The organism is Streptomyces sp. NPDC014894, from assembly GCF_043080985.1.
GTDB lineage: Bacteria > Actinomycetota > Actinomycetes > Streptomycetales > Streptomycetaceae > Streptomyces.
The window spans coordinates 203750-219531 of the sequence record NZ_JBIBWD010000009.1 but is presented as its reverse complement, the minus strand read 5'-3'; the positions used below and the strand labels follow the sequence as shown (position 1 = coordinate 219531).

At 73.6% G+C, this 15782-nt stretch carries 12 protein-coding genes; 5 read left to right on the top strand and 7 right to left on the bottom strand.

What is annotated here, in order from left to right; all coding sequences use genetic code 11:
* Window positions 1-10 precede the first annotated feature (10 nt).
* The 5 genes from ACF089_RS22610 to ACF089_RS22590 all read left to right on the top strand — a co-directional run bounded on the left by ACF089_RS22610 (window position 11) and on the right by ACF089_RS22590 (window position 6121).
* Window positions 11-736, top strand: a complete 726-nt coding sequence (locus ACF089_RS22610; protein ID WP_392029267.1) for a TetR/AcrR family transcriptional regulator — start codon at window positions 11-13, stop codon at window positions 734-736.
* A gap of 1304 nt (window positions 737-2040) precedes the next feature.
* Window positions 2041-2217: a hypothetical protein gene (locus tag ACF089_RS22605; RefSeq protein ID WP_392029265.1), complete on the top strand. Its 177-nt coding sequence runs from the start codon at window positions 2041-2043 to the stop codon at window positions 2215-2217.
* A 228-nt stretch (window positions 2218-2445) separates the two neighbouring features.
* Entirely contained in the window at window positions 2446-3654 is a 1209-nt protein-coding gene (locus ACF089_RS22600) for a hypothetical protein (RefSeq protein WP_392029263.1), read from the top strand.
* Window positions 3655-3740: 86 nt separating this feature from the next.
* The gene (locus ACF089_RS22595; protein ID WP_392029259.1) at window positions 3741-4205 is read left to right on the top strand and encodes a hypothetical protein; all 465 of its coding nucleotides are present in this window, start codon (window positions 3741-3743) and stop codon (window positions 4203-4205) included.
* A 368-nt stretch (window positions 4206-4573) separates the two neighbouring features.
* Complete coding sequence (locus ACF089_RS22590; protein WP_392029736.1) at window positions 4574-6121, top strand: alpha/beta hydrolase; 1548 nt, start codon at window positions 4574-4576, stop codon at window positions 6119-6121.
* Between the two features lie 41 nt (window positions 6122-6162).
* Here ACF089_RS22590 and ACF089_RS22585 read toward each other — a convergent pair whose 3' ends face one another.
* From ACF089_RS22585 to ACF089_RS22555, 7 genes are all read right to left on the bottom strand, one after another.
* Window positions 6163-6756: an MSMEG_1061 family FMN-dependent PPOX-type flavoprotein gene (locus ACF089_RS22585; RefSeq protein WP_392029257.1), complete on the bottom strand. Its 594-nt coding sequence runs from the start codon at window positions 6754-6756 to the stop codon at window positions 6163-6165.
* A gap of 113 nt (window positions 6757-6869) precedes the next feature.
* Entirely contained in the window at window positions 6870-7706 is an 837-nt protein-coding gene (locus tag ACF089_RS22580) for an ABC transporter ATP-binding protein (RefSeq protein WP_392029255.1), read from the bottom strand.
* Complete coding sequence (locus tag ACF089_RS22575) at window positions 7703-8758, bottom strand: FecCD family ABC transporter permease (protein WP_392029253.1); 1056 nt, start codon at window positions 8756-8758, stop codon at window positions 7703-7705. Before ACF089_RS22575 ends, ACF089_RS22580 begins: the two co-directional genes overlap by 4 nt.
* Entirely contained in the window at window positions 8755-9798 is a 1044-nt protein-coding gene (locus ACF089_RS22570; RefSeq protein WP_392029251.1) for a FecCD family ABC transporter permease, read from the bottom strand. Before ACF089_RS22570 ends, ACF089_RS22575 begins: the two co-directional genes overlap by 4 nt.
* On the bottom strand, window positions 9795-10853 hold the full coding sequence (locus ACF089_RS22565) for an iron-siderophore ABC transporter substrate-binding protein (RefSeq protein ID WP_392029250.1): 1059 nt from the start codon (window positions 10851-10853) through the stop codon (window positions 9795-9797). Before ACF089_RS22565 ends, ACF089_RS22570 begins: the two co-directional genes overlap by 4 nt.
* A gap of 373 nt (window positions 10854-11226) precedes the next feature.
* Window positions 11227-11949: an AraC family transcriptional regulator gene (locus tag ACF089_RS22560; protein ID WP_392029734.1), complete on the bottom strand. Its 723-nt coding sequence runs from the start codon at window positions 11947-11949 to the stop codon at window positions 11227-11229.
* Window positions 11950-12348: 399 nt separating this feature from the next.
* Window positions 12349-15735, bottom strand: a complete 3387-nt coding sequence (locus ACF089_RS22555; protein ID WP_392029248.1) for a S8 family serine peptidase — start codon at window positions 15733-15735, stop codon at window positions 12349-12351.
* Window positions 15736-15782: the final 47 nt, after the last annotated feature.

Sequence of the window (15782 nt, the reverse complement as noted above, 5' to 3'; positions counted from 1 at the left end):
GAGGGCCTTCATGCCGGCCGAGAAGAAGCCGACCGGATCGGTGTGGACCCGGGAGCGCTCCCGGCAGCGGGAGCAGCTGACCCGGGAGCAGATCGTGGCCGCGGCGATCGAGCTGCTGGACGCGGAGGGCGTCGAGGCGCTGAGCATGCGCAAGCTCGGCTCCCGGCTCAACGCCGCCGCCACCTCGCTCTACCGGCACGTGACCCACAAGGACGAGCTGATCGAGCTGGTCGTGGACGAGGTCTACGGCGAGCTGGACGCACCGGCCGCCGCCGGGCGCGACCAGTGGCGTACGGCCGTCGCCCACACCGCCGCCGAGCTGCGGGCGATGACGCTTCGCCACCCCTGGATCGCCCCCGAGCTGGGACAGACCGGCCTGATCCACATCGGGCCCAACGCGCTGCGGATGTCGTCGGGGCTGCTCGCCCAGTTCGAGGCCGCCGGCTTCCCGGCGGCCGAGAGGGACCGTGCGGTGGGGACGCTCATGGCATACGTCATCGGGATCGCGACCGCCGAGGCCGCGTATCTCTCGCTGATCGCCCGCAGCGGCAAGACCGAGCGGGAGTGGGTGGCGGATCTGCGCCCGGCCCTCGACGACGCCTCGCGCGAGCACCCCCGGCTGCGGGAGGGCAGCTCCGCCCGGCGCGACGCGGACCCGCGTCGGATCCGCGACGAGGACTTCGACTACGGACTCGACCGGGTCCTCGACGGACTGGCGGCCCGGCTGGAGGTCTGACGGGGAGCGCGCGCCTGCCCGGCGGTACGGCCGCCCCGAGGGGCCTCGGGCATCGTTCACCACGGTCCGGCCGACGCGTCCGGCGCGGGCGACCCCGGGCATCGCGCACCGGGCGTGCGCCGGACACGTACCAGCACGAACGACCGCAGGCGGCTCGACCCGCACCTGGCGTCGCGCACCACCGGCGGCACGAACGCCTCGGACCAGCACGACCCGGCGCCGGACGCCCCGTGCCACCGGCCGTACGCCCGGCCCGGGCGACCTCGGGCGTCGCGCGCCCCCGGCGGCGCCTCAGAGCGGCGCGACCGGCACCAGGCGCCGGTCTACCACCGGCCACTCGCACGGCACGCACGGCCCGGGCGACCGCAGGCATCGCGCACCGCCGACCGCCCAGCACGAGCGATCTCGGGCGGCGCGCGCCCGAGGCACTCGGCAGGCACGGCCGGGACCGGGTTCGTCCACCACGGGCGGCGACCGGGGGGACGAACACGGCCCCTGGGCCCGGCGGTTCGGCGCGGGAGCGCTGCGGCACCCGGGCTCGGAGGCGGTGCGGTCAGGGCCAGACCGGACCGGACCGCACCGGACATCACCCGGTGATGCCCGAGCGCCCCCGGAGCCGTCGGCCACGAACCGCGAGCGCGGACAGCGAGCCATGCGGCAGGGACTCCGCCGCCCGCGCCGATCGTGCGCGGTGACGCCCGGGACGCCGACGCCCGGGCGGATCGCCGGGAGACGCCCGGAACGCCGAACGGCCCTCCGTACCGGCTCAGTTTCCGCCTCGTGGCCAGCGCGGCGATGTGCCGCGAACGCTCCCCGCTCGGGAAGCGGGACGGATCGGCAGGACCGATCGGCGGCCGGCGAAGGGGCCGGCTCGCCGCAAGCGGCGGAGGCACGGGCGGCAGAGGCACGGGCGGCGGAGGCACGGGCGGCGGAGGCACGGGCGGCGGAGGCACGGCAGCCGCCCGCGACCGCCGCCCCCTCCCCCAGCCGCCCCCGAAGGGGGCATTCCGTTTCAACGGCCGCCTCCCCTTCCGCCGGATTCGGGAGAGGTCGACCGAATTCCCGAATCCCGGCCACCACGCAATCCCGTTGACGCCGGACGGTATTCGGCGGCTATCGTTCAAGCGTCATCGGGGGATGCGAAATCCAACTGCGCCCCCGGCTGCGACTGTACGGGGGAGAGCACATGGAGAAGCGAAGGCGATCGATCGACCCCGGGTGGGACAACGAGCCCGCCCGGCACAACGCCCACCGGGCGGCGGACAGCCGCCCGGGAGTGGCCAGGATCTGACAGCGCAGAGCCCATGACGGCCCATCATGCCTGGCCGGAGCAGTTTCGGCGGGCACGGGCCGCGCCGCTCGGGCGCGCGTCCCGCGGCGCCGCCCGGGCGGGCGGCGCCGCGCTCGGCGACACGGGCGAATTCGAGGGTCACGTGATATTCCCGATCACCGGCTTCGCCTCCGCCGCGCGCACGGAATAGCGCCGAGCCTTTCCGGTCGACCATAAGAGATCTCCGTACGAGATCGTCGTTCGCCACGGCACGACGACGGCCCGAGCAGCCGCCGTTCCGCCCTTCTCCGTCATTCCGCCGGCAGGAGACCACCGGCGGTTCCGGATCGCCCGCGACCACGCCCGGCGCACGGAACCCGACGGCTCCTGCCGTGAAGACCCGACCCGTCAATCACCACGCGAGGGAGACACCTTTCCCATGGCCATCCAAGCCCGACTCCGCACCGGCGTCGTCGCCGTCACCGGGGCGTCGCTCCTCATGGGCGGCTTCACCAGCGCCGTCGCCGCCCCCGCGCCGCAGGGCGCCGGCACCGCGACGGCCGAGGCCGCCTTCGTCCTCGACGCCGACAGCGGCACTTTCGGCGCCCCGAAGGCGTCCCGGAGCGCGAGCGCCCGCGTCACGACCGTCCGGAGCCATGTCGGAACCGCGACCGACACCCAAGTCCTCGCCGTCGGCGGCCAGAAGGCCGTCGCCGACGTCACCCTCGCCTCCTCGCCGAACAGGGCCGAGCGCGCCGCCTGGGCCGCCTCCTCGAAGTTCGTCGATCTGTCCTGGCCGGACCTCGGCGCGGCCACGTACACGGTGTACCGCGACGGGGTGAAGATCGCCGAGACCGCCGGTCACAGCCTCCGCGACACCGCCGTCGTGCCCGGCGCGGTCGCCGAGTACAAGGTGTTCGGCGAGACCAGGGGCGGCATCGGCCACACCTGGGGGCTGAACGCCACCGTGCCCGCGGCCGACGACGCCGACACGCTGGCCGCCACCGCGCGGCAGATCGAGGCCAAGGCGAAGAAGTACTCCAAGACCACCGTGGTGTGGCGCTCCTTCATCCGCCAGAAGTGGGCCACCGTGCCGAAGAAGCTCGGCTCGTACTCCGGCTGCAAGTACACCACCGGCTACAAGTACGCGGGCGACAACCGCGGCTACTCCAAGAAGATCACCGGGCCCTCGTTCCGGGCCGGGGTCCGGGGCGTCGTGCACTGGACCAAGTCCGAGTACGAGCTGTACCCGGCGACGGGCTGGACCAAGGTCTACAAGAAGAACGGCAAGTACGTCGCCAAGCGCAAGGCCAGCGACAAGAAGATCGACTTCCGTACGATGACGCGGCACAACGGCAAGACCCGTTCGGTGCGCGGCACCCTCGACGCCACCGACCCGTTCTGCCCCAAGTCCGGTGTACGCCGGGCCGGAATCGGAGTCACCTTCGACATGCGTCTGGCCCGTAACGGCGACTTCTACGCCACCGGCAAGTACCGCAAGGCCCCGGACCACGAGCTGTACCTGTACGGCCACTCCGGCCGGAAGCACTCCACCAAGATCGTGCACCAGTCGCGGATGAGCAGCCTGCTCTGCCTGTCCCAGCCGCTGTGCGACCGCGGCACGATCGGGAACAGCGGCGGCTACTGAGCCCCGTACCGGTGGGCGGGAGTCCCGGTGGGAGAATGAGCCGGGGAGCGGGGCGCCGCGGGGCGCCCTGTTCGAAAGGGGTTGGCGTGGCTGTCACATGGCGCGGTGCGTTCTCCTACGCGCTCTTCGTCGGCGTCCTGTCCTGGCTGCTCGGCCTGGGGCTCGAACTCCTGGTGCTGGGCTTCTCCGCCGGTGACGACGACGGGAGCGCCGCCCGGGCGGTGGACCCGTGGGAGCTGGTCTTCCCGGCCGCCGCCCTCGTGTCCCTGACCGTCGCGCGGCGCTTCCTCCAGCCCCTGCCGCGCTGGCGGGTGATCGTGACCGACGGCGCCCTCTACACCGTGGTCCTGCTGGTGTGCGCGGGGCTCACGGCCTGGGCGGCGGGGGACGAGGCGCCCGTCGACAGCGCGTTCGTGACGGGCGTCTTCGCGCTCTTCAGCCTCCAGCTCCCGGCGGCGTGGGGACTCTCGGGCTGGCGCTCGGGAAGGCTGGAGGTCGTCGTCACCTCGACGCTCACGACGACCGAGCGCTCCGGCACGCCGCCCGGCTGACGGCCGACGGCCGCGCCCCTCCCGACGCCGTCGCCGGCCACCTCGACGCCGTCGCCGGCGACCCGGCGGCGGCGTCGAGCCGTTCGCCCGCCGCCGCGCGCAGCAGACCGCCGCGACCGGGGCGCGCCGGCCCGTACGGAGTCCCGTATCGCATGATCACCGGCTCCGGCCGGTTCGCCCCGGCGGCGAACCGGCCGGAGCCTTCGGGTCTGCCCTCCCTTCGGCGTGAACTTCCTGTCGTACCAGTCGAGTTCAAGACATCCCCGTCCGGTGAATGATGTGCGGAACGGCCCGCCACGACCGGGGCCGACCTGTCTGGCAAGCCGTCCGGAAGGACTGATTTCGTGCAGGTAAGACATCTCGCGCCGATGCTGGCGGTGAGCATGATGGCGGCGCTGGCCCCGGCGCTCGCCACCGCCCCGGCCGCCGCGGCGAACACCGGGAGCCCGGCCGCCCCGGCGGTCGCGGGCCCGGCCGGCTCCGCGACCGCCGCGGGCGCGGTCCCCGCCGCCCGCGCGCCGCGCAAGGCCGTCTGGAAGGCGTGCGGCCCCGAGCTGCCCGCCGTACTGGAGTGCGCCACCGTGAAAGTCCCCCTGGACCACCGGCGTCCGGGCGGCGCGCGGCTCGACATCGCGATATCCCGTATCGAGGCGACCGACCCCGCCAAGCGCCGGGGCGCGCTGCTGATCAACCCCGGCGGCCCCGGGGTCTGGGGCCTGGACATGCCCGCCTATCTCCAGGAGGCCTTCCCCGCCTCCGTACGGGAGCGGTACGACCTCATCGGCTTTGACCCCCGGGGCGTCGGCAGCAGCTCCCCGCTCGCCTGCGGGCTCTCCCCCGAGCAGCTGGACGGGGAACGCGCCTACCGGCCGGAGAGCTTCGCCCGGCACACCGCTCTCGTCCGCGATATCGCGGACAAATGCCGTGCCAAGTACGGCGAGGACACGCTGAAGCACTTCACCACGCGCAACACGGCCCGGGACCTGGACGTGATCCGCGCCGCCCTCGGGGAGCGCCGGATCAGCCTCCTCGGATACTCGTACGGCACCTATCTCGGAGCCGTGTACTCCCAGATGTTCCCGCGCCGCGTCGACCGTTTCGTCCTCGACAGCGCGCTGGACCCCGGCGACGTGTGGCAGGACACCTTCCGGTCCTGGGCGCCCGCGGCCGAGTCGGCGTTCGACCGGTGGACGCGATGGACCGCCGCGCGTTCGGCGGCGTACGGACTCGGCGACACCCCGGCCGAGGTCTCCCGCGCCTTCTGGGACATCGTCGCCCAGGCCGACCGGGAGCCCATCCGGGTGGGCGGCGCGCTCCTCGACGGCGCGCGGATCCGGGCCAATATGCGCACCGTGTTCTTCACAGCGCGCGCCGGGGCCGAGGCGGTCGTGAATCTGCGGAGGGCCGCGGCGGGCGAGCCCACCCCGGAGCTGCCGCCCGTGCCGCCCTGGGACGACAACGCCACCTCGATGTTCTGGGCCGTCACCTGCGGCGACGCGAACTGGCCGAGGGACCCCGAGAGTTACCGCCGGGACGCGGTCCGCGACACCGTCCGCTATCCGCTGTACGGGGACTACAACGCGAACATCACGCCGTGCGCGTTCTGGGGGAGGCCCGCCGAGCCGGTCACCGAGGTCGACAACGACGTCCCGGCGCTGGTGCTCCAGAACGAGTGGGACTCCCAGACCCCGCTGGACCGCGCCCAGGGGCTGCGCCGCGCGATGGACGGCTCCCGGATGGTGACCGTCGACGAGGGCGAGGGCCACGGCGTGTACGGGACGGGCGTCAGCTCCTGCGCGGACAAGGTCGCCGATGCCTATCTGACCACCGGCGCGCTCCCGGCGCGGGATGTCGTGTGCCGACCGGATCCGGCCCGGGAGCGCACGGCCGCCAAGGTCCCGCTGCCGTCGCGCTGAACCCGGCCGGGCGGGGGATCCGGCGGGGGCCGTGACGGGCTCTAGCCGCTCTCCTCCCGTGTCGCGGTGGACCAGAGTCCCGAGCGGCGCAGGGACTGGTGGCAGTGCCGGTAGATCTCGTCGATCTCGATCAGGACGGCGAGTTCGGGACGCCGGCCCGCCACCGCCATCGCGTCGAAGAAGGGGGCGTCGGTGAGGATGCGGGCCCTGCCGTTGACCCGGAGGATGTCCCGGCTGCCGGGGACGAGGTAGAGAAGCCCGGCGTGCGGATTGTCGAGGATGTTGTGCAGGCTGTCGCCCCGCCGGTTGCCGGGGCGCTCCGGCAGGGCCAGGCGGCCGGCGTCGACGACATGGGTGAAGCCGGGGGCGTCGCCGCGCGGGGAGACGTCGCACGCGCCGTCGGCGTCGGAGGTGGACAGCAGACAGAAGGGGGACCGGGCCAGCACGGCCCGGTCCTCCTCGTCGAGCAGCGGGTGCACCTTGTCGATGACGACCGGGTGCGGCTCGCCCAGCAGTTCCCTCAGCTCGGCGCGGGAGCGCAGCTCGGTCCAGCCGGGGCGTCCCTCGGCCCCGTGCGCGTCGTCGGCCTTCGCCGCGGTCGGCTCCGCGGCCGTGGTGGCAGTCCTGCTGGGCAAGGCGGGCTCCTGGTGAGTGGGTGGGAACGCTGGTCGGCGGTACGGGGCCCCCGGGCCGGGCACGCGACGGTACGGGCCGTCCGGCCCGGGTACGCGGGTGCGCGGCCGGGTCGTCAGCGCGCGCCGGGCGCGGGCAGCGCGTCCTCGGCCCGCCGGACGCCGTGGCGTCCGATGGGGAGCATCAGGGGGCGTCCGGAGACGGGGTCCTCGATGATGCGGCTGTCGAGGCCGAACACCGCGCGGACGTTCTCCTCCGTCAGCACCTCGTCCGGCGTCCCGGCCGCGTGCGGCCGGCCCCCGGCGAGGGCGACGATGTGATCGGCGTACCGGGCGGCGAGATTGAGATCGTGCAGCACCATGACGACGGTCGTTCCGCGCGCGTGGTTGAGGTCGGTGAGCAGGTCGAGGACCTCGACCTGGTGGCTCGCGTCGAGGAAGGTGGTGGGCTCGTCCAGCATCAGGATGTCGGTCTGCTGGGCGAGGGCCATCGCGATCCAGACCCGCTGGCGCTGGCCGCCGGAGAGTTCGTCCACGCTGCGGTCGGCGAGGGACACGGTGTCCGTCGCCTCCAGGGCCGCGGCCACGGCCGCGTCGTCCTCGGCGTTCCAGCGGGAGAAGACCCGCTGGTGGGGATGGCGGCCGCGGCCGACGAGGTCGGCGACGGTGATCCCCTCGGGGGCCACCGGCGACTGGGGCAGCAGTCCGAGCGTACGGGCGAGCTGCTTGGCGGGCAGGCGGTGGACCTCCTTGCCGTCCAGGACCACCCGGCCCGCGCGGGGCGTCAGCAGCCGGGACATGGAGCGCAGGAGGGTCGACTTCCCGCAGGCGTTCGCGCCGACGATCGCCGTGATCAGGCCCGGCGGCACGGACAGATCGAGGGATTCGACGACGGTGCGGTCGCCGTAGCCGAGGGTGAGCCGTTCGGCCGCCAGTGTGTGGTGCGCGGTCACAGGGAGCCTCCGGCCCGGTTGGTGCGGATGATCAGGTAGACGAGATAGGGCGCGCCGAGCACACCGGTGACGACGCCGACCGGGAAGCGGGTGTCGAAGGCGAACTGTCCGGCGAGGTCGGCGACGAGCACCAGCAGCGCGCCGACCAGTCCGGCGGGCACCAGCAGCGACCCGCCGGGCCCGGTGATCCGGGCCGCGATGGGGCCGGACAGGAAGGCGACGAAGGCGATCGGCCCGGCCGCCGCCGTGGCGAACGCGATCAGGCAGACCGCGGCCACGATCACCGTGACGCGGGTGCGCTCGACGCGGACCCCGAGGGCGGCGGCGGTGTCCTCCCCGAGTTGCAGGGCCGACAGGTTCCGCGCCTGTGAGAGCAGTACGGGGCAGAGCACCGCGAGCGCGGCGGCGGCGGGCAGGGTCTCCTCCCAGGCCGCCCCGTTGAGGCTGCCGGTGAGCCAGCGCATCGCCTCCTGGAGGTCCCACTCCCCCGCCTGGGACAGTACGTGGGCGACGACGCTGTCGAGCATCGCGGCGATGCCGATGCCGATGAGCACGAGCCGGGTGCCGACCACTCCGTCCTTGAACGCCAGGGTGTAGACGAGCAGCGCCACGGCGAGGGCGGCGACGATCGCGACGGCCGACACCTGGGTCTCGCCGAGGGAGAGCGTGACGATCGCGACGGCGGCCGCCGCGCTCGCGCCGGAGCTGATGCCGATGACGTCGGGGCTGGCGAGCGGATTGCGGAGCATGGTCTGGAAGGTGACGCCCGCCAGGCCGAAGCTGAAGCCCGCGACGACGGCCAGCACGGCGCGCGGCAGCCGCAGCCGCCCGACCGTGAACGAGGCCCCGGGCACCTGCTCGCCCATGATCACCCGGATCACCTCGTCGAGCGGGTAGTACGTCCGTCCCGCCATGAGGGACAGGACGAAGACGGCGGCCACCAGGACGGCCAGCAGCGCCGCGACCGCGCGGCGGCGGAGCGCCCGGCGGGCCCGGCCGCGGGCCACGTCGGCGGCGGCGGACGGCCGGGCGGGGAGGACGAGGGCACTCACAGGGCACGCACCTTCTGCCTGCGGACGATCCAGATGAAGAACGGCGCGCCGATCAGCGCCGTCACGATGCCCACATCGATCTCCGCGGGCCTGGCCACGACCCGGCCGACCACGTCGGCCGCGGTGAGCAGCGCCGCGCCCAGCAGCGCGGCGAAGGGCAGCAGCCAGCGGTGGTCCACGCCGGCGAGCAGCCGGCAGGCGTGGGGGACGACGAGGCCGACGAAGGCGATCGGTCCGGCGACCGCGGTGGCGGCGCCGCAGAGCACGACCGCGCCGAGCGCGGCCACGCCCCGGGCGACGGCGACCCGTTCGCCGAGCCCGGCGGCCAGCTCCTCGCCCAGCGCCAGCGAGTTCAGCGCCTTGGCCGACAGCAGACAGATCGCGAACCCCGCCGCGAGGAAGGGCAGCACATGCCCGACGCGTTCGAAGGACGCGCCGCCCACGCCGCCGATCTGCCAGAGCCGGAAGCTTCCGGCGATGTCGTTGCGGGGCAGCATCACGGCGGTGACGAGCGAGGCGAACGCGGCCGAGGTCACCGCGCCGGAGAGGGCGAGCTTCAGGGGGGTGGGGCCGCCGCGGCCGAGCGCGGCGACGCCGTACACGAAGACGGCCGCCAGCCCCGCCCCCGCCATCGCGACCCAGACGTATCCGACCGGGGAGGCGAGTCCGAAGAAGGCGACCGCGGTGACCACGGCGAGCGACGCGCCCATGTTGACCCCGAGGATGCCGGGGTCGGCGAGCGGATTGCGCGTCACTCCCTGCATGACCGCGCCCGCGACGCCCAGCGCCGCGCCGACGAGGACCGCGAGCACGGTCCGGGGGACGCGTTGGGCGGCGGCCGCCTGTTCCAGAGTGGCGTCCGCTCCGCCGAGGGCCGCCCAGACGTCGGACCAGCCGACGGCCCGGGAGCCGAACGCGACGGAGGCCGCCATGAGCGCGGCGGACGCCAGGACCGCCGCGAGGAGCCAGAGCAGCCGCGTCCGCGCCGGACGCCGCGTCTCGGCGGCGTCCGGCGGGCGGCGGTCCGGGACCGTCGTCACTTGACCTTGTCCGCGGCCTTGGCGAGCGCGGCGACGTAGTCCTCCAGCACCCACGAGATCGACAGCGGCGTCGGGTTGGCGGCGGTTCCGAGCGGGGAGCTGCCGGGGAGCAGATACAGGGAGCCGCGGTCGACCGCGGGGACCTTCGACAGCAGCGGGTCCTTGCGGAGCGTGGCGGCCAGCTCGCCCTTCTCGTCGCCGTAGCCGGTGATGATGTCGACGTCGTCGAACAGGTCGGCCTGCTCGGCGCTGCGGGTGAGGGCGAACTTGTCGGTGCCCTTGGACATCCCGGCGATGCTGCCGGGGATCTTCAGACCGAGGTCCTCGAAGAACAGCGTCCGGGTGTCGTGCGCGGTGTAGAAGCCGACCTTGCTGACGTCGCCGGGGTCGACATGGGTCATGAACATCGCGGACTTGCCCTTGAGCTGCGGGTACTTGGCGACGGTCCGGGCGATCTCGCCCTCCAGGTCCTTGATCATCTTCTCGCCCTCGCCGGCCAGGCCGATGGCCGCGCTGTTCGAGCGGACGATCTCCCGCCACGGCGTCGCCCACGGGGCCTCGGGGTACGCCACCACGGGGGCTATTTCGCTGAGGGTGGCGTAGTCCTTCTCGGTCAGGCCGGAGTAGGAGGCGAGGATGACGTCCGGGTCGGTGTCGGCGACGGCCTCGAAGTCGATGCCGTCGTTCTCGTCGAAGAGGACCGGGGTCTTCGCCCCCAGGTCCTTCAGCTTCTCCTCGACCCAGGGCAGCACCCCGTCGCCGTCGTCGTCGCCGAAGTTCGCGGCGGCCATCCCGACGGGGACGACGCCGAGCGCGAGCGGCACCTCGTGGTTGGCCCAGTTCACCGTGGCGACGCGCTTCGGCTTCTCGGAGATGGTCGTCTTGCCGAGGGCGTGCTCGACGGTGAGCGGGAACGTGCCGGAGGAGGAGCCCTTCGCTCCGCCGTCCTTGGCGGCCCCGTCCTCGCCGCCGTCCCCGGAGGAGGAACCGCCGCAGGCCGAGAGGGTCATGAGAGCGGCGGCCGCCGTGAACAGCCTCAGACGATGTGAACGCATGTGATGTCAACCCCACTGGTCCGGATCCAGGTGCCGGTCCTCGCACGCCCGGGACCCGGGATGCCGTCGTGGAGTGTGTGCACCGCGCTGGAAGCAAGCGATTTAGGTAAGGCTTGCCTTGGCACTTTAGGAGAAGCTCCGGCTGTGTCGCAATCGATCTTATGAGACACCTGATGTAGCGATCGGGACGCGGGCCGGTGCGGGCAGGGGGAATCGTCCGTACCGGGCCCGGGGCGGCCACGGGCGGACCGGGCAGGTCAGGCAGGTCAGGCAGGTCAGGCAGGTCAGGCGGGCGGACAGAACCGGTGGACCGGGCGGGCGCGGCGGTCCGACCTGACGGACAGAACCGGCGGGCGGATCCGGAGAAGGGGACTCAGGACACCCGGAACGTGCCCGGGGTCAGCCCGGTCGTCCGCCGGAAGGCCGCGCCGAAGGCGCTCGCCGACCGGTATCCGACCTCCTCGGCCACCGCCTCCACCTCCCAGCCGCGGGTGAGCAGGGCGACGGCGTGCTGGGCCCGGACCGAGGCGATCCAGCGGGCGAAGCTGGTGCCGGTCTCCGCGCTGAACGCGCGGCTGATCGTCCGGGCGCTCACCCCCAGCTCCGCCGCCCACTCCGCGAGGGTGCGCTGATCGCCCGGATCCTCGCGGAGCGCCTCGGCGATCGGGCGCAGCAGGGCGGAGGCGGGAGCCTGGACGAGCAGTTCGCGGGGCGACGGTTCGAGCACGTCGAGCACCATCGCCTCGGTGGTCGCCCGTGAGGAGGGGGAGAGCCGGGATTCGCCGAGCCGTTCCAGCAGCAGCCGCAGCAGCGGGGTGATCTCGACGGCCACCGGGGTGTCGGAGATGGACGGGGTGGTCCGGAAGCCGAAGAAGCTCGCCCGGAACCAGGTCCCGGCGACCGCCGAACCCGAGTGCACGGTGCCCGCGGGCATCCAGAGGCCGAGCGCCGGGGTGATCGTCCAGACCCGTGCCCCGACCACGGCCGTCGACGCGCCGCGCTCGTTCCAGAGCAGTTCGTGGAAGGGGTGGGAGTGCTCGCCCCAGGTGGTGTCGTGGGCGACGACCTCGTCGTACGCCTGGATCGCGAACGGCATCGCCACCGCGCCCGCGGCGACGACCGGCAGCGAACGCGTCTCCCGGGTCGCCCTCGGGGTCGCGTTGGCCGCGCGCGCCGCGGCGGCGGCGCGGGACTCGGCTGCCGTACGGGGCCCGGGGGCCCGCGCGGCCGGCGCGGCCGGCGGGCGGCGGCGGGCCGCGTCGGGCTGGCAGGGGGCGGCCTGGGGACGGGGCGACGGCATGCCCTCACCGTAACCGAGCGTCCGGCACGGCCGGGGCGGACGGTACGGCCAGGACGGACGGGGGCCCTCCGCGCGTACCCGTACCGCATACACGGGACGGCCCGCACCGGCCCTCTCGGGCGCGGCACGGGCCGTCCTGACGACCTGACCACCGGGTCACCGGGTCACCGGGTCACCGGGTCACCGGCGACGGATCTACTTGCCGAAGTAGGCGTCGTACACGGTGATGGCGCTCTTGTTGTTCTTCTTGTCCGTGAGCTGGGCCCTGAGGGAGATCGCCTTGCCCTCGGCCGGGTTCTTGACCGTGATCCTGTTCTTGGCGACGGTGACCTTCTTCCAGGTCTTGCCGCCGTTGTAGGAGACCGAGACCGTCAGGGACTTCAGCCCCTTGCCGGCCGCCGGGCCCTCGACGGTCACCGGGAAGGTGTGCTGCCGGCCCGCCGGAGCGGTGTCGTCCAGCGCCAGCTTCGGGGTGAAGCGGACCGAGGAGACCGGCAGCGCGACAAGCTCGCCCGCGGCCGGCCTCTTGGAGCGGAAGGTCCAGGCGGCGTCGGTACGGGCGGCGGTCGCCGCCACCTTCCTGTCCCGCTTCACCGAGGTCGCGAGCGTGTACTCGGCGTCCCCCGCGCCCACGTCGAAGGGTTCCCGGCCCAGCAGCGGGTCGGCGTTCTCACCGATCTTGGTCTTGCCCCGGTGGAGCGTGGTCCGCGCCGAGGTGTAGTCGGAGGCCCCGTCATGGCCCGCCGCGTCGGCGTGGACATAGGTGGAGGCGATGATCTGGTCGCCGTCCCTGAAGACGCCGTAGTTCTCGGCCACCTTGGGCGAGTGGACGCCGCCGCCGAGCGTCTCGGTGTAGGACTTGCCCGCGGAGTACTTCTTGTCCGCGGTGCCGTACCAGATCTCCTCGGCGTGATGCCCGTCCGGGTCCTTCGGGCCGAACTGCGTGGCCCCCAGCGACACGGTGGCCTTCGGGCTCGCGGCCACGTACTGGGTCCGGGAGCCCGGGAAGGCCATCTCCGGGCCGTTCGTGAAGAACGACGCCGAGCCGAGCAGACTGATCGTGAACAGGCCGCCGCGCTTGTTCTTCGCCGAGGCGGCGGCGTTCGCCTTGACCTTCGCGAAGTCGGCGGCCTTGAACCTCTTGGTGTAGCCGGTGGAGTACTTCTTCGCCGGGCCGCCGACGATGGTGTGGTAATCCCCCGCGGAGCCCGCGTTCCACTGGGTGGCCCACACCTCGGAGAAGGAGCCGTCGGTGACCTCCGGGCCGAGGTGCGCGGTGCGCACACCGGTCAGCGTGGGGTAGTAGTGGCCGCCCTTCGTGCCCAGCTCGGACCTGGACACCCAGTAGGACAGCAGGGCGCCGCCGAGCCTGGCCCTCTTCTCCGGGACCGTGATCGAGACCGGCTCGGCCCTGCGGGCGTCGACCGTCACCGTGGTGTTCTTGTTCACCACCAGCTTCGGCTGGAGCAGATGGTCGAAGCCCTTGGTGCTGTTCGCGGGGTCGACGGCCCCGCCGGCGTCCAGGACGTACGCGCCCTTCGGGACACGGACCTTGGCGGTGCCCGACTCGTTGACGAGGGACTGCCGGCCGAAGTCCGCGTCGTCCGGCGAGCCGAGGTCGGCCGCGAAGCCCGCGTTCGGCCTGCCGTCCCGGCCGAGGAACGTGACGGTGAGGTCGTAGGACTCCGGCTCGCGCTCCACGGCGGCGACGCTGCGCACGCTCTGCGCGCCGTCGCTCGCGACGACCGCGGCCGTGTGGACGCCGTCGCGGTCGCCGACACGGGTGTCCGCGGTGAGATCCACCGAAGCGGCGCCGCCCGCGGGGACGGTCACCTTCCGAGCGCCCAGGGCGAAGAAGCCGGCCGGGGCCGGCTTGCCCTGCGGGTCGAGTCCGGCGACCGTCACATCGAGGGTGACGTCTCGGTCGCCGAGATTGCGGTACGTGACCTTCCGGGTCTCGGGCCTGTCGTCGTGGTGCGGCCACGCCTGCTTCGCGAAGTTCACCGAGCCGGGCTCGGCGACGACGCTCTGCCGGATCGCCCGGTCCAGGGCGAGCCGCCCGGCGCCCTGCTGGAAGGGGGTGTGGCCGCCGTCCTTGGCGGAGGCCGACAGCACGCTCTTGAGCCGGTCGGCCTTCCAGGTCGGGTGCCGCTGCTTCAACAGCGCCGCCGCGCCCGCGACATGGGGAGTGGCCATCGAGGTGCCGGAGAGCGAGGCGTACCCCTCCGGGCTCCCCGGACCGGTGCCGGCCGCCGCCGCGGCGGCGATGTTCACACCGGGGGCGGTGACGTCCGGCTTGACCGTGCCCCCGCCGACCCGCGGGCCCACGCTGGAGAAGCCCGCCATCTCGTCCTTGTCGTCGACCGCGCCGACGGTCAGGGCGGCGTCCGCGCTGCCCGGGGAGCCGATCGAGCCCGCGTCCGGACCCGAGTTGCCCGCCGCGACGGCGAAGAGCACGCCCTTCTCGGCGGTCAGCTTGTTGACATGGGCCTCCATCAGATCGATCTCCGGGCCGTCCGGGCCGCCGAGGCTCATGTTGATCACATCGGCGCCCTGCTCCACCGCCCAGTCCATCCCGGCGAGGATGCCGGAGTCGGAGCCGAAGCCGGAGTCGTCCAGGACCTTGCCGTTGAGGATCTCGGCGCCGGGGGCGACGCCCTTGTGGGTGCCGCCCGACTTCACTCCCGTACCGGCGACGGTCGAGGCGACATGCGTGCCGTGGCCGTCGCGGTCCTTCGCGTCCGTGGACTCGCTGAAGTTCTTCGCCGCGACGACCCGGCCCTTCAGATCCGGGTGGCCGTCGTCCACCCCGGTGTCCAGGACGGCGACCTTGACGCCGGCGCCGTCGTAGCCGGCCTCCCACGCCTGGGGCGCGCCGACCTGGGCGACGCTCCTGTCGAGGCTCGCCCTGCGGACCCCGTCCAGCCAGATGTGCTTGACGCCGGAGACCGCGGCGGTACGCGCGTCCTTGCCGGACGTGGTGCGGGTCAGCGCCTCCCACAGGGCCCCGGCCTCCCGCTCCGAGACGGTCACGGCGTCCGCGTTCAGACTCGGCAGGCTCCGGCCGATCCGTACGTCGCCCGTGGCGCGCAGGCCCTGCCGGGCGGTCGCGGCGGAGGCTCCCTCGTACGCGACGATCACCTTCAGACCCTTGCGGTACGCCTTGCGGCTGTCCGCCCCGCTCAGCGCGGTGATGTTGAACAGCCGCCGGTCGAGCCGTCCTTCGGCGAGCAGCGCCCGGGCGTCGTGGGGCACCGCGTAGACGTCGCCGCGATGGGTGAAGGTCTGGACGGGGACCTGCTCCCGGCCCTCGGCCCGGTCGAGGGCGACGGCCTTGCCCGTGGCGTCCGTCCCGACGCGGTCACCCGTGATCAGGGTCACCCAGCGCAGACCGGCGGCCCTGCCCTCACCGCTCTTCCCGGCCGGCCCGGCGATCTTCGCGGAGGCCGCGGCGGCGGCCGTGTCCCCCCGGAGGGCGGGGGAGGCCGACGACGCCGGGGCGGTCAGTCCGGCGACGAGCGCCGCCGCGACCGCTGTGGTGAGCGTCGCGGCGCCGAGGTTCTGACGTCTCCTGGAATGCATCAATTCCCTTTGCTGGGGCGGGGGCGGTCAGGGGCCCCGGAGTGTCC